Here is a 21,299-nt window from a genome sequence, read left to right on the forward strand (position 1 = left end):
CTGCACAGCCCTTGAGCGCTGCGCCGAAAGCTCCAATCCATTGCGAACTTGCCAAAAATCCGGAAAGGGATAGTTAAGACTACGCTGCCGCTGATTAAGGTCGCTTTGGCACGCCACTTGCCAAATCTCTGTGCAGCATCCTAAATATGACTGTTCGACTCGTTCGAACCGCCGAAGGCCTGGCGCCGCGAATACGCGCGGAGCGGCCTTGTAAGTCACTCATTTTCGAGCGTCCTGCACGATGTAACCGCGGACGCCGAGCAGGCGGCGGGTGAGAGACGACCGCCTCGACACATCATCTCTGGCCGGGAAAGTTACGGCCTTTCGGAGATCGTGATGCAGATCGGATGCACAGATCGAAGCCTCGGATGGGACGCAAGTCCCGCCCAGCACGGTCCGGTGCGCGCTACTCTTTTGAGCGCCACCGCCGGCCCGGCGCTTCGCCATGCGCTCTCGCGTCGCGACATCTCATTATCTTCAGAACAACAGCTCGCGCGGGCCTTCGGGTCATATCTATCGCGGCAGCTCAATCTGCCCTTCCCGTCCCGCGTGGCGGAGAATCAACAACATGCCAAGCAAAATGCTCATCGACGCGGCCCACCCGGAAGAAACCCGGGTCGTCGTCGTCAAGGGAAACCGCGTAGAGGAATTTGATTACGAGTCTGCCAACCGAAAACAGCTTCGCGGAAATATCTATCTGGCCAAGGTGACGCGGGTCGAACCCTCGTTGCAGGCCGCCTTCGTTGACTACGGCGGAAACCGCCACGGCTTTCTCGCCTTCAACGAAATTCATCCCGACTATTATCAAATCCCGGTCGCCGACCGGCAGGCTCTTCTCGAAGAGGAAGCCGAGGAGCAAAGCCGCGTCTCCGCTCAGGAAGCGGCCGAGGACGATGCGGCTGCGGGCAAGCGCAAGCCGCGCCGCCGCCGGGGCAAGAAGGACGAGAACCAGGTCCAGGCGGACTCCGATCAGGACGATGACGAGAATTTCTCGGCGGACGATGCGGACAACGATGACGAGAATGACGAGGAGAACGGCCCCGACGTCATGCTCGCCAAGAAGGACCTGACCCACGAAGTTTCCGAAGAGGCGCCGCCACCGGAATCGTCCGACGAGAGCGACGACGAGGACGACGACTCTGACGAGGACGATCAGTCGGACGACGACACCTCTGATGAGGACACGTCTGACGAAGACACTTCGGATGAAGACTCTTCGGACGATGTCGAAGCCTCTGGCGATGACGACAACGACGATGAGTCCGAGAGCGGCAACCGTCGCCGCCGGGGACGTGGTCGCGGCCGGGGCCGTGGACGCAGTTCCGCCAAGGGTGCCAAGGAGAGCAAGGACGGGAACGGCAACGGCGAGAGCGTCGAATCCGTCGGCTCCGAAGACGCGATGGAAGAGGTGCCGGAGCGCGCCCGCCGCCGTCGCCGCTCCTACAAGATCCAGGAGGTCATCCGCCGCCGCCAGATCATTCTGGTGCAGGTGGTCAAGGAAGAGCGCGGCAACAAAGGCGCAGCACTGACGACCTATCTTTCGCTTGCCGGCCGTTACACGGTCCTGATGCCGAACACGGCGCGGGGCGGCGGCATCTCCCGCAAGATCACCCAGGCCCCCGACCGCAAGCGTCTGCGCGAGATCGCCGACGAGCTGGAAGTGCCGGAAGGCATGGGGCTTATCATCCGCACCGCGGGCGCCCAGCGTACCAAGGCGGAAGTGAAGCGCGATTACGACTATCTCCTGCGCCTCTGGGAGACGGTGCGCGATCTCACTCTGGAATCCACCGCGCCGACCCTCGTCTACGAGGAAGGCAGCCTGATCAAGCGCTCGATCCGCGATCTCTACAACAAGGATATCGACGAGGTTCTGGTCGCCGGCGAGGACGGCTACCGGGATGCCAAGGACTTCATGCGCATGCTCATGCCGAGCCATGCGAAGAACGTGAAGCTCTACAAGGAACCCGACCCACTCTTCATTAAATACAAGGTTGAGCGGCAGCTCGCGGCGATGTTCAGCCCGCAGGTCACCCTGAAATCTGGCGGCTATATCGTCATCAACCAGACCGAAGCGCTGGTCGCCATCGACGTGAACTCGGGCAAGGCGACACGCGAGCACAATATCGAGGACACCGCGCTCCAGACCAATCTGGAAGCGGCGGAGGAGATCTCGCGGCAGCTTCGCCTGCGCGACCTTGCCGGCCTCATCGTCATCGACTTCATCGACATGGATGAGCGGCGCAACAACCGTCACGTCGAAAAGCGGCTCAAGGACTCACTTCGCAACGATCGAGCCCGCATTCAGGTGGGCCGGATCAGCGCGTTCGGTCTTCTGGAGATGTCCCGGCAGCGTCTGCGCACGGGCATGCTGGAGGGCAGCACGAGCCCCTGCCCCGTCTGCCAGGGCACCGGCGCGGTCCGGTCCATCGAATCCGTGTCGCTGGATGTGCTTCGCACCATCGAGGACAAGCTGATCACCGAAGGCGTGATGCCGCTCGCCGCCACCACGGCTCCGGACGTGGCGCTCTACATCCTCAATCAAAAGCGTGCGCATCTGAAGGATATCGAGCACCGCTACGACGTGCCGATCATGGTGACCGCGGGTGAAACCCTGCACGGCGCCAATTTCACCATCGAGCGCATGGCCGATACGGAGATGTCGGTCGGCGACGCTGCGGTGGTGCAGATGGATTGGGCGCATCACCAGCCGGGCACTTCAGAAGAAGACGAGTCCTCGGGCGACGGCCGCAACAAGCGATCCCGCCGGCGTCGGCGCAAGCGTCGCGGTGGCAGCGATCAGGAGGCATCGGATCGAGACGACCGGTTTTCCGATCGCCAGGATTCGAGAGACACAAACGATCAGTCTGACGATGAGGACGACGACGCGGTCGCGGCGCGCTCCGACGACGGCTCGGAAGATGGCGACGGCCAGCCGAAGAAGCCGCGCCGCCGGGGACGCCGGGGCGGACGTCGTGGCCGTGGCCGGGGCCGTGGCGGCGAGCGATCGGCCTCGGAGCAGGACTCCGAAGATGCCGAGAGCAATCCGTCTCAGGACGATGCCGACGCAGAGGCAATGTCCGAAGCCAAGTCGGAGTCGAAGCCCGAAGCCAAGTCTTCCGGCGACGACGGCTCCGAGGAGGAGAGCAAGCCGGCCCGCAAACCTCGTGGCAGAAAGAAGCGGGACGAGGCGCCTCAGGCCGCGTCATCCGATGAGAAGAGCTCGGACGAGACACCGTCCGCCGAGACTCCTTCGGAGCCGCAGCCGGAGATGGCCGCTCAGGACAACGGAAGCCAGTCCAACGGAAATGGCTTCGAACAGCAGGAGCCAGTGGCAGCGTCTGACGAAGACGAGGATGAGGCGAGCGACCGCAGGTCCTTCTTCGCAAAGCGGTCCCAGGCCAGCACTGAGGTCGTGCTGGAGGAAGAGGGCGAGGATCGCCCGCGCCGCCGAGGCTGGTGGCAGCGCTAGGATCGTCTGAAGACGAGACAATCTCGAGAGGCCCCTTCGGGGGCCTCTTTTGTTTTGGGGATTCGAAGGCGTCCCGAGCCGGCTAGCGGCCCTGGCCCGACTCGCGCCAGGCTTTCAGGCGGCGGCTCGCCTCGCGCATCTCATCGAGCGATCCCGCGTAGGAGAATCGCACGAAGCGGTGGCCCTGCTCCGGATCGAAATCGAGACCGGGCGTGGCGGCGACACCGGTGCGGTCCAGCATGGCCTGGCACAGAGCGCGGCTGTCGTCGGCCATCTCGCTGGTATCCGCGTAGAGATAGAAGGCGCCATCGGCGGGCAGGATGTCCTTGAAGCCCGCCTTCGGAAGCTCCTCCAAGAGCAGCGCGCGATTGGCGGCATAGACGGCCTTCGTCTCGTCCAGCTCCTCGATTCCATCGAAAGCACCGAGTGCGGCGTGCTGGGCGATGGCCGAGGTGGAGATATAGAGATTCTGGGCCAGCCGCTCGATGGGCCGCACGAGATCCTCCGGCACCACCAGCCAGCCGATGCGCCAGCCGGTCATGGAAAAATACTTCGAGAAGCTGTTCACGACGATGGCCTCCCCGCTCGCGGCCAGCGCCGTCTCGGCCGGGCGGTCGTATTCGAGGCCATGATAGATCTCGTCGGAGACCAGCCACAGGCGTTCCCGCGCGCAAGCCTTCGCGATCTCGCCGATCCGGCGGTCCACGGCCATGGTGCCTGTGGGATTGTTGGGGCTTGCCACGAGAAGCCCTTTCGCGCCTTCCCGCTTCAGCTCCTCGACATGGCGGGCATGGGGCATCCAGCGGTCGTCGATGCCCGGCGCGATCAGCCTCGCCTCGGCGCCGAGCGCTTTGAGGATATGGCGGTAGCAGGGATAGCCGGGGTTTGGCAGGCCGAAGCTATCGCCTGCTTCCAGAATGGCCAGGAAAGCGAGGATGAAGCCGGCCGAGGAGCCCGCGGTCACCACGACGCGCTCCGGCGGCACGCTCACCCCATAGCGCTCGCCATAGAAGGCGGCGATCCGCTCCCGCAAGGCCGGGATGCCCAGAGCGTCCGTGTAGCCGAGCTTGTCGGAGCGAAGCGCCGCTTCGGCCGCGGCAAGTGCCGCTTTCGGCGCAGGCGTCGCGGGCTGGCCCACCTCCATGTGGATGATGTCGTCGCCACGGGCGACCCGCGCATTGGCCTCACGCATCACATCCATCACGATGAAGGGATCGATGCGGCTTCGGGCCGAGGCCGGTTGCGGTCCCGTCACGCTGTCGCCCCATTCGGGGCGATCATCTGTCGGTGAGGTGGGCGATCGCATCAAAGCTGTCTTTCCAACGTTTCCGCCAAAGTTTTCCGCCCGGAACATTCGTTCAATTCCGGGTGATGTACGACGGAAGTGGATTGGCCGGAAGGCTATCCCTGTGCGATACCCGTCTTTGGCTATTGATCGCAAACGCTTAGCATATTCCGGACAATGACTGCGCCGGTTCGAACCACCAAGATGAGCTTCTCCAGATGGGCTAAGACCGCAGCAACGGGATTGCTGGCCGCTACGCTCGTCTTCTCGTCGGCGGTGACCAATGCTGCGTCCGCGGCCGGGCTGATCCGCGATGCGGAGACCGAGACGCTGATCCGCGACTACGCCAAGCCGATCCTCAACGCCGCCGGCCTCGGCTCCCAAGGCATTGAGATCCATCTCGTCAACGACCGGGCGTTCAACGCCTTCGTCGTCGACGGCCACAACATGTTCATCCATGCCGGCACCATCATGATGGCCGATACGCCCAACCAGGTGATCGGGGTTATCGCCCATGAGAGCGGTCATATCACCGGCGGGCATCTGGCCCGGCTGCGCAGCCAGATGGCGAAGGCCAAGTCCACGGCCCTGATGCTGCAGCTTCTGGGGCTTGCGGCCATGGCCGCCGGCGCTGTGGCGGGCGAAGGCAATATCGGACAGGCGGGCGCCGGCATCGCCTTCGGCGGCACCGAAGCGATGATGCGCTCGGTACTGGCCTATCGCCAGGATGAGGAATCCTCCGCCGACCAGGCGGCAGTCACCTTCCTCAACGCCACCCAGCAATCGGGCAAGGGCATGCTGCAATCCTTCGAGTACTTGAACCGCAAGCTGCTCGGGGTGGAAGGCATCAACCCCTTCATGCAAAGCCACCCCCTGCCCGCTCAGCGCCTGTCGCAGCTTCGGGGCCTGGTCACGTCCAGCCCCTACTACGACAAGAAGGACCCACAGGAGCTCCAGTTCCGGCACGATCTGGTGCGGGCAAAGCTCGTCGGGTTCATCGAGAAGCCCGAGGTGGTCTTCAACAAATATCCCAAATCGGACCGGAGCTTCCCGTCCTATTACGCGCGGGCTATCGCGACCTATCGGGACAAGGGCGTGGATGCGGCCATGCCGCTGCTCGATGCGCTGGTGCAGGCTCAGCCGGACTGGCCCTATTTCCACGAGATCCGTGGCCAGTTCCTGTTCGAAAGCGGCCGGGCATCGCAAGCCATTCCCGATCTAGAGAAGGCCGTGGAGCTGGCGCCGGAGGAGCCTCTGATCCGGGTGATGCTGGCCCAGGCGCTGCTCAGCGCGTCCGGCCCGCGCAATGTGGACGAGGCGGTCAAGCATCTGAAATTTGCGCTGGCCCGGGAGCGCAGCTCCTCGACCGGTTACCGGCAGCTCGCCATTGCCTACGGGCGCAAGGCGGAGATGGTGCCGGCCCAGGCACGCAGGGATTTCCTGGCCCGCGCCGACCTTGCCTCCGCGGAGGCCTATTTCTATGAAGGGCAGCTCGACCTCGCCAAGATGCAGGCGAAGCGGGCCAAGACGGCCTTCATCGAAGGTACCCCCAACTGGATCCAGGCCGACGATATCCTGGCCTTCCAGCCCCCCAAAACCAACTAAGACGCCAATCGTCTTTTAGGAGAACATAGATGACCGCAAGAACAGGCCTCCTCGCCGCCCTGGTGGCAGCGATCGTGTCCGCCGCGGTGACGGCGGCCGGGCTCCTGATCTTCGCCCCGGGCGGCTCCGTCGAGTATGCCGACAGCCCCGAGGCTGGCCAGGTGTCCGGGCTCGACATGAGCGACGAAGGCACCCGTACCCAGGTGATCGCCGTCGTGCGCGACTATCTGGTGAACAATCCGGAGATCCTGGTCGACATGTCCCAGGAGCTGGACGAGCGCCAGCAGCAAGCCCAGGCCGAGCAGCAGAAGCAGGGCATCGGGGAAAACGCGGACGAGATCTTCCGCTCCGACTACTCCTATGTGGGCGGCAATCCGGACGGCGACGTCACGGTGGTCGAGTTCTTCGATTACAATTGCGGCTTCTGCAAGCGCGCCCTGCCCGACGTCGTCAAGCTGACGGAAGAGGACGACACGGTGCGCGTCGTCTTCAAGGAGCTGCCGATCTTCGGCGAGGATTCCGAAGACGCCGCCCGGGCCGCGCTCGCCGCCAAGGAACAGGGCAAGTATTTCGAGATGCACCAACGCCTCTACAACGATCCCGGCAAGGCGAATAAGGGCAAGGCGCTGGCCATCGCCAAAGACATGGGCCTCGATGTCGAGAAGCTCAAAGAGGACATGGAAAGCGACAAGGTCGACGCGGCGCTTGAGGAGAACATGAAGATCGCTCAGGCGATCGGCCTTCAGGGCACGCCGCTCTATCTGGTCGGCGACGAGATGATCGCCGGTGCGCCGGACGATCTGTTCGAGCAGCTAGAGGCGAATGTCGCCAAGATCCGCGAGAACGGGTGCACGACGACCTGCTGATTGCATCGGCTTAACGACTCTTTGCACAGTTCGCGGTCTTTTTGGGGGCGCCAGGCGGAAACGGTCTGGCGCCTCTCGCTTTGCGGCCTTACAAGAAATTTGCTAAAGAGCCGCGGCCTATTCTGCCCGGCGGCACCGCTTGGGCAGGTTTTGAGCTGCCCGAATGGCGGCGGTCTTTCTCGCGTTACTGTTTCAATTGCCAGGTGTTTGCCCGCCCATGGTCAAGCCGATCTTCATACTCAACGGCCCAAACCTCAATCTGCTGGGCAAGCGCGAGCCGGAGATCTACGGCCATGAGACCTTGGACGATCTCAAGGCCGTGTGCGAGGCGAAGGCGAAGACCTTCGGGCTCGGCGTCGATTTTCGCCAGAGCAATCACGAAGGCGATCTGATCACCTGGATCCAGGAGGCGCGCGAAAACGCCAGCGGGCTTATTGTCAACGCGGGCGCCCTCACGCATACATCTGTGGGGTTGCTCGACGCGCTGCTCGCGGTGCCGGTGCCGAGCTTGGAAGTGCATCTTTCCAATGTCTTTGCCCGGGAGCCGTTTCGGCAGCACTCATATATCTCCAAAGGGGTGGAGGGCGTCATCTGCGGACTTGGGCCGAAAGGCTATGAGCTCGCGATCGAGGCTCTCGCCGCAATGATCGGTGAAGGCGGGAAGAAGTAATGGCGGACGAAAAAAAAACGCCCGAGTCAAAGAAGACGGGAGCCTTCGATAAGGCCTTTATCCAGGAACTCGCGGAGCTTCTGACGGAAACCGAGCTCACCGAGATCGAAATCGAGCACGAGGGGCATCGCATCCGTGTCGCCCGCAATCAGACCATCATCGCCGGCGGCTACGCGCCTCCGGCCGGCGGCGGCGAAGCGTCGGCAAAATCCGATAAGTCGTCCAAGTCGGAGAGCGCCGGGCCGCACCCGGGCACTGTGACCTCTCCCATGGTCGGCACTGCCTATCGGGCGCCGGAGCCCGGCGCGCCGCCCTTCGTGGAGGTGGGCACCCGGGTCACGGCCGGTCAGACCATCTTGATCATCGAGGCCATGAAGACGATGAACCATATCCCGGCCCCTCACGCGGGGACGGTCATCGCCATTCTCGTGGAGGACGGCCACCCGGTCGAATATGGCGAGCCGATCATCGTCATCGAATCCAATTAGCGGGTCCCGATGTTCGACAAGATTCTGATCGCAAACCGGGGCGAGATCGCCCTCCGTATCGAGCGGGCGTGCAAGGAGCTTGGCATCTCCACCGTGGCGGTGCACTCCACCGCGGATGCCGACGCCATGCATGTGAAGCTGGCCGATGAGAGCGTGTGCATCGGCGGCCCCTCGGCCAAGGACAGCTACCTCAACATTCCGCATATCGTATCGGCCTGCGAGATCACCAACGCGGATGCGGTGCATCCTGGCTACGGGTTCCTCGCCGAGAACGCCCGGTTCGCCGAGATTCTGGAAGAGCACGAGATCAACTTCATCGGCCCGTCGGCTGAGCATATCTCGCTCATGGGAAACAAGATCGCCGCGAAGGAGACCGCGCTGAAGCTCGGCATCCCGGTGGTCCCGGGCTCCGACGGTCCCGTTTCCGACTATGACGAGGCGCGCCGGCTGGCCAAGGACATCGGCTATCCGGTGCTGATCAAGGCGGCTTCGGGCGGCGGCGGCCGCGGCATGAAGGTCGCCATGTTCGAAAGCGAGCTGGAGCTGGCGTTGGCCACGGCGCGGACCGAGGCCCAGGCGAGCTTCGGAGACGCGACGGTCTATATCGAGAAATATCTCGCCAAGCCGCGCCATATCGAGGTGCAGGTGCTGGGCGACGGCAAGGGCAACGCGATCCATCTGGGCGAGCGCGACTGCTCGTTGCAGCGCCGCCATCAGAAAGTCTGGGAAGAGGCTCTCTCCCCTGCCCTTAACGAAGAGCAGCGCCAGGAGATCGGCGAGACGGTCGCCGCGGCCATGCGCAAGCTGAAATACAAGGGCGTGGGCACGGTCGAGTTTCTCTACGAGAACGGCGAGTTCTATTTCATCGAGATGAACACCCGGCTTCAGGTGGAGCACACGATCACCGAGATGATCACGGGGATCGATCTGGTGATCGAGCAGATCCGGGTCGCCGCTGGCGCGCCGCTGACGATTTCCCAGGACGACATCAAATTCAACGGCCACGCCATCGAGTGCCGAATCAATGCGGAGAATGCGCGGACCTTCCGCCCCTCTCCCGGTACCATCACCCATTTCCACCCGCCGGGCGGACTTGGGGTGCGCGTCGATTCAGGCGCCTATGCCGGCTATACGATCCCCCCCTATTACGACAGCATGATCGGCAAGCTGATTGTGCATGCCCGCAATCGCAACGAATGCCTGATGCGTCTGAAGCGGGCGCTGGGCGAGTTCGTTGTCGACGGGATCGACACGACGATACCTCTCTTTAACGCGCTTCTCGCAGAACCCGCCATCGCCGATGGAATGTATGATATTCATTGGCTAGAGGATTACCTCGCACAAGATTCGTAATCCTCGAGGTGGTGGAGAGGCGATGGCCACGCTCGACGACATTATGATCGAGATCACGCCGCAGGTCCTTTTGAAGGCCTATGCGTGCGGGATCTTTCCCATGGCGGAGAGCGCCAGAGACAACGCCCTCTACTGGATCGAGCCCGAGCATCGCGGGATCCTGCCTCTCGACAACGTACATGTGCCCCGCAGCCTGGCGCGGGCGATCCGCCGGGGCGATTTCGAGATCAAGGTCGACAACGATTTCGAAGCGGTGATCGAAGGCTGCGCCGCGCCCAGGCCCGGCCGCCGCAGCACCTGGATCAACCAGCGCATCCGCACCCTCTATGCCGATCTGTTCGATCTCGGCCATTGCCACACCATCGAGGTCTGGCGGGACGGCAAGCTGATCGGCGGGCTCTACGGAGTGCATCTCGGCCGCGCCTTCTTCGGCGAGAGCATGTTCAGCCTGGAGCGGGACGCCAGCAAGATCGCTCTGGTCTATCTGGTGGCGCGGCTGAAATACGGCGGCTTCACCCTGCTCGACACCCAGTTCGTGACCGACCATCTGGCGCGCTTCGGCACCGTGGAGGTCGACCGCGAGGATTTTCAGAGATTGCTGGAAGATGCGCTGTCCGACGGCGAGGGTCAGTTTTCCTCGTTGTCGAGCGACATGTCGCCTTCAGGCATCTTGCAGTTGGTCAGCCAGACATCGAACACCGGGTGCTCCACGGCGTGAAGACCGGGGCTTTCGGCGAACATCCAGCCGGTGAAGATACGGCTGGTCTCGCCGGAGAGCTTGGTCTCGTCCACCTCGACGAAGGCGGTCGTCTTGGGCTGCTCGGTCGGCGGGCGCGTATGGCAGACCCGCGGCGTCACTCTTAGAGCCCCGAATTTCACCGTCTCGTTGATGGGGATCTCCAGATGTGAGATCCGGCCCGTCACCTTATCGAGGGCGGCGAACACTGCGATCTTGTTCTCGATCACGTCGGCTTTCGCGCCCACAGCCGACGCCAGCAGCAGCGCTAAGGCTGACAGCGCGAGGACGGCCCTGCGGCCCGACATTCCGACGATTCGCGTGAGGTGGCTCATGAAGAGGCAGTTATACGGACGGGAGCGTTTCCGTCCACTTCCCTGACAAGTTCCGCTCCGAATGATCGATGAAAGTGACGAGGCCGTGGCGCGCGGCTGTTCATTCAGGCTGCCATTATTCTGGTTGCCATGGTTCGTAGGCGCGGGTCGGCGGCCCCTCCTCGCCCACGGGCCGCAATGTGCTGCCGGGCGGGCGGTAAGCGGCCGGAGTGCCGGTGAGATTTGCCTGAGGCGGCATCTGCCAGGCCCGCGGCTCGTAGTTCTCTTCCGTGGGCGGCACGTCGACGGTGTGGTGCAGCCAGCCATGCCAGGCCGGCGTCACGCTGCTCGCATCGGCCACCTTGTCGTAGATCACCCAGCGGCGGGCGCCGGTCTTGTCCTCGTAATAGGTGTTGCCGAAGCTGTCGGTGCCCACCTTGTTGCCGAAGCGCCAGGTAAAGAGCCGTGTGCCGATCGTATTGCCGGTCCACCAGGCAAATAGCTCTTCGAAAAGTGCCATAGGTCGCGCTGTCTCTTTGAGAGGTGATTTGTTCACACGGACTATGGCGGCAAAGGCGAAATGCGTCCAGTGCCAGGCTGTCTCGGCCCCTGCCCGGAAACGCCCGGAAAACGCGCCCCGGGACTCGCGGCCGGGGGTCAGAATCACCATATAGTTGTGACCGGATGCAGTACCCAATGCTGCCGCTCATCCACAGTTGTTGTGGATTGTTAACTGTCCCATACTACATCTAGGGTTCCGCTTGCTACGGAGCCCGAATCGACTCAGCGTGGGCGGCTCGACTGATCGCACATACATCCGGGGGAGAAGAGATGCGGATCGACAGACATTTTACGCAAGGAGGCCAATCGCCTTACGACGCCATCCAGTTCAGGGATAGCGCGAGCGAGATCCGCAATCCGGACGGCTCTCTGGTCTTCTCGCTGGAGAAGTTCGGCGTGCCGGCTCATTGGAGCCAGGTGGCGGCCGATATCCTCGCCCAGAAGTATTTCCGCAAAGCGGGCGTCGCTGCGCGTCTGAAGAAGGTCGAGGAGAACGACGTTCCGTCCTGGCTGTGGCGGTCGGTCCCGGACGAGGATGCGCTTAGCGCCCTTCCCGAGGACGAGCGCTATGGCTCCGAGACGGATGCGCGCCAGGTCTTCGACCGGCTCGCCGGCACCTGGACCTATTGGGGCTGGAAGGGCGGCTATTTCTCTTCCGAGGAGGACGCGCAGGCCTTCTTCGACGAGCACCGCTATATGCTCGCCATGCAGATGGGCGCGCCGAACAGCCCGCAGTGGTTCAACACCGGGCTGCACTGGGCCTATGGCATCGACGGTCCGGCGCAGGGTCACTTCTATGTCGATTTCCGCACCGGCGAGCTGAAGGAATCCGAATCCGCTTACGAACATCCCCAGCCCCATGCCTGCTTCATCCAGTCGGTGAACGACGATCTGGTGAATGACAGCGGCATCATGGATCTGTGGGTGCGCGAGGCGCGCCTGTTCAAATACGGCTCCGGCACCGGCTCCAACTTCTCGGCGCTGCGCGGCGAGAACGAGCCGCTCTCCGGCGGCGGCAAGTCCTCCGGCCTGATGAGCTTCCTCAAGATCGGCGACCGCGCCGCGGGCGCCATCAAGTCCGGCGGCACGACGCGGCGCGCGGCCAAGATGGTGGTAGTCGATATCGACCATCCGGACGTCGAGGACTTCATCAAGTGGAAGGTCACCGAGGAGCAGAAGGTGGCCGCGCTGGTGACCGGCTCCAAGGTTTTGTCTGAGCGCCTCAACGCGATCCTGAAATCTTGCGTGAATTGCGAGGGCGACGACAATCAGTGCTTCGACCCGAAGCACAATCCCGCCCTGAAGCGCGAGGTGAAGGCCGCGCGCAAGCTGAAGGTGCCGGACAACTATATCCGCCGGGTTATCGAGTTCGCCCGCCAGGGCTACACCTCGATCGAATTCCAGACCTACGACACGGACTGGGATTCGGAAGCCTATCGGACGGTCTCCGGCCAGAACTCGAACAACTCGGTGCGCGTGACCGACGACTTCCTCAATGCGGTCGAGGCCGACGGCGACTGGGATCTTATCCGCCGCAAGGACGGCGGCGTCGCCAAGACGGTGAAGGCGAAGGAGCTATGGGAAGAGGTCGGCGAAGCGGCCTGGTCCTGCGCCGATCCCGGCATCCAGTTCCACTCGACCATCAACGACTGGCACACCTGCCCCGCCGCAGGCGACATCCGCGCGTCCAATCCGTGCTCGGAATACATGTTCCTGGACGACACGGCCTGCAATCTCGCCTCGCTGAATCTGATGATGTTCCGGAAGAAGGACGGCAGCTTCGACATCGAGGCCTACCGTCACGCCATTCGGCTCTGGACGGTGGTGCTGGAGATCGCCGTGACCATGGCGCAGTTCCCGTCGCGCCAGATCGCGCAGCTCTCCTACGAGTACCGCACGCTGGGTCTCGGCTACGCCAATATCGGCGGGTTGCTGATGGCCTCGGGCGTTCCTTACGACTCCCAGGAAGGCCGCGCCCTTTGCGGTGCGCTGACCGCCATCATGACCGGCACGGCTTATGCGACGAGCGCGGAGATGGCCAAGGAGCTCGGAGCCTTCCCCGGCTATGGCGACAATCGCGACGCCATGCTGCGGGTGATGCGCAATCACGCCCGGGCAGCTCGTGGCGATTACGACGGCTACGAAGCGCTCGCCACGCGGCCCGTGCCGCTGGATCACACCAGCTGCCCGCAGCCTGCCCTGATGGAAGAGGCGGTCCGCGCCTGGGAAGCCGCGGTGGCGCTCGGCGAGGCCCACGGCTATCGCAATGCACAGGCCACGGTGATCGCGCCGACCGGCACGATCGGCCTGGTTATGGATTGCGACACCACCGGCATCGAGCCCGACTTCGCGCTGGTGAAGTTCAAGAAGCTCGCCGGCGGCGGCTACTTCAAGATCATCAACCGGATGGTGCCGGAGGCTTTGCGGGTGCTCGGCTACGAAGAGGCTGATCGCAAGGAGATCATCGACTACGTGGTGGGCTACGGCACGCTGAAGGGTGCGCCGCACATCAATCACGAGACACTGGCCGCTAAGGGCTTCACAAACGACAAGCTGGAGATCGTCGAGAAGGCGGTCGGCACGGCCTTCGACATCAAGTTCGTCTTCAACAAGTGGACGCTGGGCGAAGAGTTCTGCACCGAGACCCTCGGGCTCGAGGCGGAGCGCCTGAACGCGCCCGATTTCGATCTGCTCGCCGAGATCGGCTTCTCGCGCAGGGAGATCGAGGCGGCGAACGAGTATGTCTGCGGGGCGATGACGCTTGAGGGCGCGCCTGGCCTCCAGGACGAGCACCTGCCGGTGTTCGACTGCGCCACGCCGTGCGGCCGCAAGGGCAAGCGCTACCTATCGGCGGAGAGCCATATCCGCATGATGGCGGCGGCCCAGCCCTTCATCTCCGGCGCGATCTCCAAGACCATCAACATGCCGAACGATGCGACGGTGGCGGACTGCAAGGAGGCCTACATGCTCTCCTGGCGGCTGGCGCTGAAGGCCAACGCGCTCTACCGCGACGGCTCAAAGCTGTCTCAGCCGCTGAACGCGCAGCTCCTCGCCGACGACGAGGACGAGCAGGAAGAGGCGATCCAGGAGATGGCCTCCGATCAGCCGGGCGCGCAGCGGGCGAACGTCGTCGCCGAGCGGGTCGTGGAGCGCATCATCGAACGCGCGCGGGTTCAAGCCGAGCGCGAGCGCCTGCCCCACCGCCGCAAGGGCTACACGCAGAAAGCCGTGGTCGGCGGTCATAAGGTCTACTTAAGAACTGGCGAGTACACCGATGGACGTTTGGGTGAGATCTTTATCGACATGCACAAGGAAGGCGCCGCCTTCCGCTCACTCATGAACAACTTCGCGATCGCGGTATCGGTTGGCTTGCAGTATGGCGTGCCGTTGGAAGAGTTTGTCGATGCTTTTACCTTCACGCGCTTTGAGCCGGCGGGTCTGGTTCGCGGTAATGAAGCGATCAAGAATGCCACTTCGATTCTTGATTACTTGTTCAGAGAGCTTGCGGTCTCTTATCTGGGTCGCTACGAGTTGGCGCATGTCGATCCCACAGAGATCGGCAGCACGACGCTGGGTTCGAGCGACGAGGACGGCGACGCGCAGACGACAGAAGCTCTCGTCTCACCAGGCTTCACACGCGGACGTCTCAGCGAGTTCCGGCGTGGGGGCCGACTCCAGGCAAAAGGGCAACAGGCCCATGCACTCAGGAGCGACACTGAAGAAGAGGCCAACGCCCAGGTCACTGGCGCTGCAGCCTCGCCCGCATCCGAGACATCACCATCGACGCCGGACTCCGACTACGTGGCGCGAGCTGTCGAAGCTCTCGCCGAGCAGCGGGGCGAGACGGACCTTATCGCCGAAGCGCGCGTTAAGGGCTATGAAGGTGAAGCGTGTTCTGAATGCGGGAACTTCACACTCGTCCGCAATGGCACCTGTCTCAAATGCGATACTTGTGGCGGAACGAGTGGCTGTTCGTAGAACCAGTCAGAGACCTCGATAGGAGGGCCCACTCGATGGCCATACAGAAGACCACCAAGAAGAAGCCGGCGGCTAAATCGCCGGCTTCCAAGACGTCTGCAAAGGCCACCACGGCCAAGAAGACCACGACCCGGGCCGCTGCGGCGACGAAGCCTGCGACCCGCAGCAGCGCGGCACGGAAGCCGGCCGCGAAGAAGACCACCACAACGCGCAGCAGCACTGCGGCCAAGAAGCCCGCCGCCGCCAAGAAGCCGGCCGCGCGGAAGACAGCCGCAAAGAGCACCACCACGGCGCGGAAGACGGCTGCTGCAAAAAAGCCCGCAGCGAAGAAAACGACAACGGCCCGGAAGACCACGGCCGCGAAGAAGCCCGCCGCCCGGAAGACGGCGGCCAAGAGCACGACAACGGCGCGCAAGACGACTGCTGCAAAGAAGCCCGCAGCGAAGAAGCCTGCGAGCCGCTCCACTGCCGCCAAGAAGCCGGCAGCCCGCAAGACGGCGACCGCCCGGAAGCCTGCCGCGGCCAAGAAGACGACAACCGCGCGCAAGACGTCTACCGCCAACAAGACCACGGCAGCGAAGAAGCCTGCCGCACGGAAGACTGCTGCCAAAAGCACGACCACGTCGCGCAGAACGTCTACGGCACGCAAGCCGGCTGCGAGCTCTTCAGCCCGCAAGCCCGTGACGGCCAAGAAGACCACGGCGAAGAAGCCGGCGGCCAAGAAGCCCACCACGCGCACGGCCGCCGCCAAGAAGTCGACGCCGCGCAAGACCGGCGCCGCGAAGACGCCGGCAGCCCGGAAGACGACCGCAAAGAAATAGCGGTCGGCGAAAACCTGAGATCGAAGACGGCGCGATGGGCTTGGCTCATGGCGCCGTTTTCTTTGGAGCCGTTATCATTGCGTGTCGCGTTCTTTAAGGGCGATCTTCAGACTTCCTAAGCGTTCTTCGCCTAAACCTATGCGCGTTCCGGACCCTCGCAACAACCCTTCGATCTGGATACGCCGATGCTCTACAGGCTCGCCTATTTCAGCCACGCCCGTCTCTCCGACAGCGATACGAATCCGCAAGACCAATTGCGGCAGATCCTGCTGACCGCCCGCCGCAACAATGCCGAGCGGCACATCACGGGCGCGCTGCTGTCAACGGATCGTTATTTCGCGCAAGTCCTGGAGGGCGAGGAGGATCGTGTGAAGGCGCTGTACCAGCAGATCTGCCGGGACCCGCGCCATGAGCGTTTGACGATCCTCTCCGCAGGAGAGATCGCCGAACGACAATTCGGCCGCTGGTCCATGCGGCATCTTACGGGCGATGCCTCGGCGAGAGATGCTATCTCGCAGCTTGCGATGCACCTGCCCCAAACTTCCGATGGCCAGGCGGCACGGTCGCTCCTTGCCACAATGGCAGACATGGTCACGAGCCCTCCCCTGAGCGAGACGCATGTCTGATTGGAGGGGCTAGGACGTTTCCTCGTCCTCGTCGTTGTGAGGCATGTCTTCACGGATCAGCAGCGCGAAGAGCTCCGAGACCGCTGCTTCGATCAGCGGCCCATCGGCGCTGCGGAGCACCACATAGGTGCCGACGCCGGTCTCCTCGAAAAACGGATAGCTGCCGATCTGCACCTTCGGATGCTGCGCCTGGAGCGTGGCCAGGCCTCCGGCGACATGTCCCTCGGGGGCATCGACCCGAATGGTGCGGGTGGAGACCGGTCGGCCCTTTTCCAGCCGCGGCAGCACGTCTTCCATCATAACCTGCATGATGCGCGGAATGCCGGCCATGACGATGACGTTCTCCAGCATGTAGCCCGGCGCCCCGGAGATCGGGTTGGCAACCAGCTCGGCGCCTTCCGGGATGCGCGCCATGCGGCGGCGGCCGGGACTCACGGGCTCGCCGGGATAGCGCTCCTCGAAGACACGCATGGCGCGGGGGTCCTCCGCGACCGGCACGTCGAAGGCCCGGCCGATGGCGTCGGTGGTGACGTCGTCATGGGTCGGCCCGATACCGCCGGTGGTGAACACGTAGCGGAAGCGCCGGCGCATGGCGTTCACGGCTTCGACGATCTCGTCTTCGATATCGGGCACCACCCGGACCTCGCGGAGCGCAATGCCCGCCTGATCCAACGCCTTGGCGATATGGACGATGTTCGCATCCTGGGTGCGGCCGGAGAGGATCTCCTCGCCAATCACCAGGAGCGCGGCTGTGACAATGTCTGATCCGGTGTCGGACTCTGCCATGGTCGGAAGCTCATCCCCTGCTCGTGTTCTGCTGCGCCCGATCTTGCGTACTCGATCTTGCGGCTCTCGGGCGTTCCCGCCTAGGGTCTGGGCATGCTGCACGCCTACCCTTCCGACTTGATACCGGGAACGCTCATCCGCCGCTATAAGCGCTTCCTGGCCGATATTAAACTCCAGACCGGCGAAACCGTGACCGCCCATTGCTGCAATCCCGGCGCGATGCTGGGGCTGAAAGCGGAAGGCGCGAAGGTCTGGGTCTCCCGGTCCGACAATCCGAAGCGGAAGCTGCGCTATTCCTGGGAGCTGATCGAGGTGGATCTGGGCGAAGGCCCTGCCCTGGTCGGTATCAACACCGCTCTGCCCAACACGCTGGCCGCGGCGGCGCTCGCCCAACGGGCGATGCCGGAGCTTGCCGGTTACGCCGAGATCAGGCGCGAGGTGCGCTACGGCACCAATAGCCGGGTCGACTTTCTCCTGAGCGACGATGACGGCGCAACCTGCCACGTGGAGGTGAAGAACGTTCATCTGATGCGCGAGCCCGGCCTGGCGGAGTTTCCGGATTCGGTGACGGCGCGCGGCGCGAAGCATCTCAATGAGCTCGCCAAGGTCGCCGAGGGCGGCGGGCGGGCCGTGATGCTCTATCTGATCCAGCGGAGCGATGCGCAGCAGTTCGACATCGCCGCGGATATCGACCCGGCCTATGCGGCGGGTCTGGAGGCAGCCCAGGAGGCGGGGGTGGAGGTTCTGGCGTATGCCTGCGCCCCGAGCCTGCAGGGCTTCGAAGGCGTCGCACCTATCGCTTACGAGGGCTGCCGAAACACCTCCGCGACGCCCGCACCCGTTGCGCCAGCGGCAGTTTCACCTTAAGTCAGCTAAGGTCCTTCTCACGCAAGCAGAGACCATCTTATTCGAACAACGCGGCGCCTAAGGAGCGCTCCGGGAAACGGCATGACCAATCTGGATTTTGCAGCGGCGCGTGACGCCAGTATCGAGCTTCACGGCCCGGAGGCCTTTGAGGGCATGCGGCGCGCGGGCAAGCTCGTGGCGGAGTGTCTCGATCTACTCGTCGACGAGGTAAAGCCCGGCGTGACGACGGAAGCGCTGGACGAGATCGTCTATGCGTTTGCGGAGTCCCACGGCGCGATTCCCGCGACGCTGAACTATCGAGGCTATACGAAGTCGAGCTGCATCTCCCTCAACCATGTCGTCTGTCACGGCATCCCCGGCGCGCGCGCCCTGAAGGACGGCGACGTTCTGAATATCGACGTCACGCTGATCGTTGACGGCTGGCACGGCGATTCCAGCCGCATGTACGCGGCGGGTCCGGTAAGCCGGGCGGCGCAGCGCCTGATCGAGGTCACCCATGAATCTCTCATGCGCGGCGTGGCGGCGGTAAAGCCCGGTGCCACCACCGGAGATATCGGCCATGCCATCCAGTCTTACGCTGAAAGCGAGCGCTGCAGCGTGGTGCGCGATTTCTGCGGCCATGGGCTGGGGCGCGTCTTCCACGACCGGCCGAACATCCTGCATTACGGCCAGCCGGGCGAAGGCTTGGCGCTGCAGCCGGGCATGCTGTTCACCATCGAGCCGATGATCAATCTCGGCAAACCGCATGTGAAGATCCTCTCCGACGGATGGACGGCGGTCACACGCGACCGCTCGCTCTCGGCGCAGTTCGAGCATACGGTGGGGGTGACGGACACGGGCTGCGAGATCTTCACCGAATCCCCGAAGGGGCTCTTCAAGCCGCCCGTACACACCAGCTGATGGGCGCCAGATGGGCTTCGAGGAAGACGCCGGCAAGCCGCACTATCTCGGCCATCGTCAACGGCTGAGACAGCGCTTCCGCGAGGCCGGGCCGGACGCCCTCCCCGATTACGAGCTTCTGGAGATGATCCTGTTTCGCGCCAAGGCGCGCCAGGACACCAAGCCGCTCGCCAAGGCGCTGCTCACGCGCTTCGGCAGCTTTGCTGAGGTGATCAACGCGCCGGAGGAGCTGCTGCGGGAGATCCCCGGCCTCGGCGACGCGGCTGTCACGGAGATCAAGCTGGTGCGGGCGGCGGCGCTGCGGGTGATGCGCGCCGAGGTGCTGAACAAGCCTGTCCTGAATTCATGGTCGCAGCTATTGGATTATTGCCGCGCCGCCATGGGGTTTGAGGCGAAGGAGCAGTTCCGCATCCTGTTTCTCGACAAGCGCAACCAGGTGATCGCCGACGAAGTGCAGCAGACGGGCACCGTGGACCATACGCCTGTCTATGTGCGCGAGGTGGTGAAGCGGGCGCTGGAGCTTTCAGCCACGGCCATGGTGCTGGTGCATAATCACCCGTCCGGCGATCCGACGCCCTCGCGGGCCGATATCGAGATGACCAAGCAGATCGACCAGGCGGCGAAGAATCTCGGCATCCTGGTGCACGACCACATCATCGTGGGCCGCCAGGGACATGCGAGCTTCAAGGGGCTGGGGCTGATCTAGGGCGTGCCCTATAGCCGGACGAGAAAGGCGGCACAGCACGCAGGCCAGGCCGCCCTTCCCTACCACAGGCTAGAAGTAACCGCCGCCGGCCTCGACGACCTCGCCGGTCAGCCAGCCCGATGCGGGCGATGCGAAGAAGGCCACGACAGATGCGATGTCTTCCGGCTGTCCCATCCGTCCGAGCAGCGTGTGGGAAACGATTTCTTTTTCGAAGTCGCTACCGATCACGCCCGCGGTATGAGTGCCTTCCGTCTCGACGCCACCCGGGTTGACGGAATTCACCCGGATCTTCTTCGCCGCAAGCTCTTTGGCCAAGCCGACCGTGATGGTATCCACGGCGCCCTTGGTGGCCGAATAGACGATCGCCCCGGGCGGCACCCACTCGCTCGCAATCGAGCCGATATTGACGATGCTGCCGCCTTCGGAACTGAAGTGCTTTACCGCCTCCTGCGTTACCAGGAGAAGCCCCAGCACATTCACGTCGAAGATTTTCCGATAGTGCTCCTCGGTGATCTCATCCAGACCGGCGAAGCTGTAGATGCCGGCATTGTTGACGAGGATATCTATGGGACCGAATGCGTCCACAGTGGTGCCGATCAGTCGCTCGACATCGGCTTTGCTAGCCACATTGGCCTGCACCGCAAGGGCCTTGCCACCGGAACCTGTGATGCTCTCGACAACACGGTCGGCGCCAGCCTTGTCGGAGGCGTAGTTCACCACCACCGCGGCACCGCCGGCCGCCAGCTCTCTTGCGATACCGGCGCCGATCCCCTTCGAGGCGCCCGTCACCACGGCCACCTTGTTGTTCAGTACGCTCATGTCAGTCTCTCCCATTTCGATATTTCGATGACTATCGAAACGTAGATGGGAGACCGGCACGCGGATACAAGCCCGCGTCACGCTACGTGGCGAAAAAGATGTGTCGGAGATTTGGGGACGCTATCGCGCTAGATTTCCGCGAGGCGGGCTAGATAGGCCTCCAGCACGTCACGCTGCAGGGTGAGCGTGGCGTAGCGGCCCTCGCGGCCGATCTCGATCAGCCCTGCCGTCTCCAGCTCCTTCATGTGGTGAGAGAGCGTGGCGGCGCTGATCTCCTGGCACTGATGGAGCTTGCTGCACAGGAGAGGCCCCTCATGGCCGCTGATCTCACGCAGGATCTGGACCCGCCGCGGTTCGGCGAGCGCGCGTCCGATGCGCTCGAAATCGCGCTCCGAGAGCGCTTTGGATGTGCTGGAAGCCGTCATCTCTCACATCATATATGACGTTCG

The 21,299-nt window shown here is 63.5% G+C and carries 19 protein-coding genes; 12 read left to right on the forward strand and 7 right to left on the reverse strand.

All coding sequences use genetic code 11. From position 1 onward, the window contains the following. Positions 1 to 568: 568 nt before the first annotated feature. A complete protein-coding gene (locus ACFQ2F_RS10805; protein WP_379089712.1) occupies positions 569 to 3,469 on the forward strand; it encodes an Rne/Rng family ribonuclease in 2,901 nt (966 codons plus the stop codon). An 82-nt stretch (positions 3,470 to 3,551) separates the two neighbouring features. Here the strand turns inward: ACFQ2F_RS10805 and ACFQ2F_RS10810 are convergent, their stop codons facing one another. Further along, positions 3,552 to 4,670, reverse strand: a complete 1,119-nt coding sequence (locus ACFQ2F_RS10810; RefSeq protein ID WP_379090684.1) for an aminotransferase class I/II-fold pyridoxal phosphate-dependent enzyme — start codon at positions 4,668 to 4,670, stop codon at positions 3,552 to 3,554. A gap of 261 nt (positions 4,671 to 4,931) precedes the next feature. Here ACFQ2F_RS10810 and ACFQ2F_RS10815 point away from each other — a divergent pair, with 261 nt between their 5' ends. The 6 genes from ACFQ2F_RS10815 to aat all read left to right on the forward strand — a co-directional run bounded on the left by ACFQ2F_RS10815 (position 4,932) and on the right by aat (position 10,454). Continuing rightward, entirely contained in the window at positions 4,932 to 6,359 is a 1,428-nt protein-coding gene (locus ACFQ2F_RS10815) for a M48 family metalloprotease (RefSeq protein ID WP_379089714.1), read from the forward strand. A 29-nt stretch (positions 6,360 to 6,388) separates the two neighbouring features. Beyond that, positions 6,389 to 7,225, forward strand: coding sequence for a DsbA family protein (locus ACFQ2F_RS10820; RefSeq protein WP_379089715.1), 837 nt, complete (start codon positions 6,389 to 6,391; stop codon positions 7,223 to 7,225). Between the two features lie 217 nt (positions 7,226 to 7,442). Continuing rightward, on the forward strand, positions 7,443 to 7,895 hold the full coding sequence (gene aroQ, locus ACFQ2F_RS10825) for a type II 3-dehydroquinate dehydratase (protein WP_379090686.1): 453 nt from the start codon (positions 7,443 to 7,445) through the stop codon (positions 7,893 to 7,895). Continuing rightward, positions 7,895 to 8,383 carry an acetyl-CoA carboxylase biotin carboxyl carrier protein gene (gene accB / locus ACFQ2F_RS10830; protein ID WP_379089716.1) on the forward strand — a complete coding sequence of 163 codons (489 nt, stop codon included), beginning with the start codon at positions 7,895 to 7,897 and terminating at the stop codon, positions 8,381 to 8,383. Before aroQ ends, accB begins: the two co-directional genes overlap by 1 nt. Positions 8,384 to 8,392: 9 nt before the next feature. Then, positions 8,393 to 9,736, forward strand: a complete 1,344-nt coding sequence (gene accC, locus ACFQ2F_RS10835) for an acetyl-CoA carboxylase biotin carboxylase subunit (RefSeq protein ID WP_379089718.1) — start codon at positions 8,393 to 8,395, stop codon at positions 9,734 to 9,736. A gap of 22 nt (positions 9,737 to 9,758) precedes the next feature. Then, on the forward strand, positions 9,759 to 10,454 hold the full coding sequence (gene aat / locus ACFQ2F_RS10840; protein WP_379089720.1) for a leucyl/phenylalanyl-tRNA--protein transferase: 696 nt from the start codon (positions 9,759 to 9,761) through the stop codon (positions 10,452 to 10,454). Here aat and ACFQ2F_RS10845 read toward each other — a convergent pair. Together ACFQ2F_RS10845 and ACFQ2F_RS10850 are read right to left on the reverse strand one after the other, a co-directional pair. Continuing rightward, entirely contained in the window at positions 10,364 to 10,807 is a 444-nt protein-coding gene (locus tag ACFQ2F_RS10845) for a DUF2155 domain-containing protein (RefSeq protein ID WP_379089722.1), read from the reverse strand. The genes aat and ACFQ2F_RS10845 overlap by 91 nt on opposite strands. A 115-nt stretch (positions 10,808 to 10,922) precedes the next feature. After that, the gene (locus tag ACFQ2F_RS10850) at positions 10,923 to 11,306 is read right to left on the reverse strand and encodes an NADH:ubiquinone oxidoreductase subunit NDUFA12 (RefSeq protein ID WP_379089724.1); all 384 of its coding nucleotides are present in this window, start codon (positions 11,304 to 11,306) and stop codon (positions 10,923 to 10,925) included. A 311-nt stretch (positions 11,307 to 11,617) separates the two neighbouring features. On the opposite strand from ACFQ2F_RS10850, the gene ACFQ2F_RS10855 reads away from it, so the two are divergent. Further along, positions 11,618 to 15,325 carry a vitamin B12-dependent ribonucleotide reductase gene (locus tag ACFQ2F_RS10855; protein ID WP_379089728.1) on the forward strand — a complete coding sequence of 1,236 codons (3,708 nt, stop codon included), beginning with the start codon at positions 11,618 to 11,620 and terminating at the stop codon, positions 15,323 to 15,325. Here ACFQ2F_RS10855 and ACFQ2F_RS10860 read toward each other — a convergent pair. Continuing rightward, positions 15,285 to 16,094 carry a hypothetical protein gene (locus ACFQ2F_RS10860; RefSeq protein ID WP_379089730.1) on the reverse strand — a complete coding sequence of 270 codons (810 nt, stop codon included), beginning with the start codon at positions 16,092 to 16,094 and terminating at the stop codon, positions 15,285 to 15,287. The two genes, ACFQ2F_RS10855 and ACFQ2F_RS10860, sit on opposite strands and share 41 nt — an antisense overlap. 237 nt (positions 16,095 to 16,331) lie before the next feature. Here ACFQ2F_RS10860 and ACFQ2F_RS10865 point away from each other — a divergent pair, with 237 nt between their 5' ends. Further along, positions 16,332 to 16,772 (forward strand): BLUF domain-containing protein, encoded by a 441-nt coding sequence (locus ACFQ2F_RS10865; protein WP_379089732.1) that lies wholly within the window; start codon positions 16,332 to 16,334, stop codon positions 16,770 to 16,772. A gap of 9 nt (positions 16,773 to 16,781) precedes the next feature. On the opposite strand, the gene ACFQ2F_RS10870 is transcribed toward ACFQ2F_RS10865, so the two are convergent. After that, complete coding sequence (locus tag ACFQ2F_RS10870) at positions 16,782 to 17,558, reverse strand: competence/damage-inducible protein A (RefSeq protein WP_379089735.1); 777 nt, start codon at positions 17,556 to 17,558, stop codon at positions 16,782 to 16,784. Between the two features lie 93 nt (positions 17,559 to 17,651). Between ACFQ2F_RS10870 and sfsA the strand changes: the two genes are divergently transcribed. The 3 genes from sfsA (at position 17,652) to radC (ending at position 20,031) form a co-directional block, all read left to right on the forward strand. Beyond that, complete coding sequence (sfsA, locus tag ACFQ2F_RS10875) at positions 17,652 to 18,425, forward strand: DNA/RNA nuclease SfsA (RefSeq protein ID WP_379089737.1); 774 nt, start codon at positions 17,652 to 17,654, stop codon at positions 18,423 to 18,425. Between the two features lie 81 nt (positions 18,426 to 18,506). Further along, positions 18,507 to 19,325 carry a type I methionyl aminopeptidase gene (gene map, locus ACFQ2F_RS10880; RefSeq protein WP_379089739.1) on the forward strand — a complete coding sequence of 273 codons (819 nt, stop codon included), beginning with the start codon at positions 18,507 to 18,509 and terminating at the stop codon, positions 19,323 to 19,325. 10 nt (positions 19,326 to 19,335) lie between these two features. Beyond that, positions 19,336 to 20,031 carry a RadC family protein gene (gene radC / locus ACFQ2F_RS10885; RefSeq protein ID WP_379089741.1) on the forward strand — a complete coding sequence of 232 codons (696 nt, stop codon included), beginning with the start codon at positions 19,336 to 19,338 and terminating at the stop codon, positions 20,029 to 20,031. A 69-nt stretch (positions 20,032 to 20,100) separates the two neighbouring features. Here the strand turns inward: radC and ACFQ2F_RS10890 are convergent, their stop codons facing one another. After that, positions 20,101 to 20,850 (reverse strand): SDR family NAD(P)-dependent oxidoreductase, encoded by a 750-nt coding sequence (locus ACFQ2F_RS10890; protein WP_379089743.1) that lies wholly within the window; start codon positions 20,848 to 20,850, stop codon positions 20,101 to 20,103. Positions 20,851 to 20,978: 128 nt separating this feature from the next. Further along, positions 20,979 to 21,275, reverse strand: a complete 297-nt coding sequence (locus ACFQ2F_RS10895; RefSeq protein ID WP_379089746.1) for an ArsR/SmtB family transcription factor — start codon at positions 21,273 to 21,275, stop codon at positions 20,979 to 20,981. Between the last annotated feature and the right edge of the window lie 24 nt (positions 21,276 to 21,299).

Source organism: Methyloligella solikamskensis (genome assembly GCF_042676065.1).
Lineage (GTDB): Bacteria > Pseudomonadota > Alphaproteobacteria > Rhizobiales > Methyloligellaceae > Methyloligella > Methyloligella solikamskensis.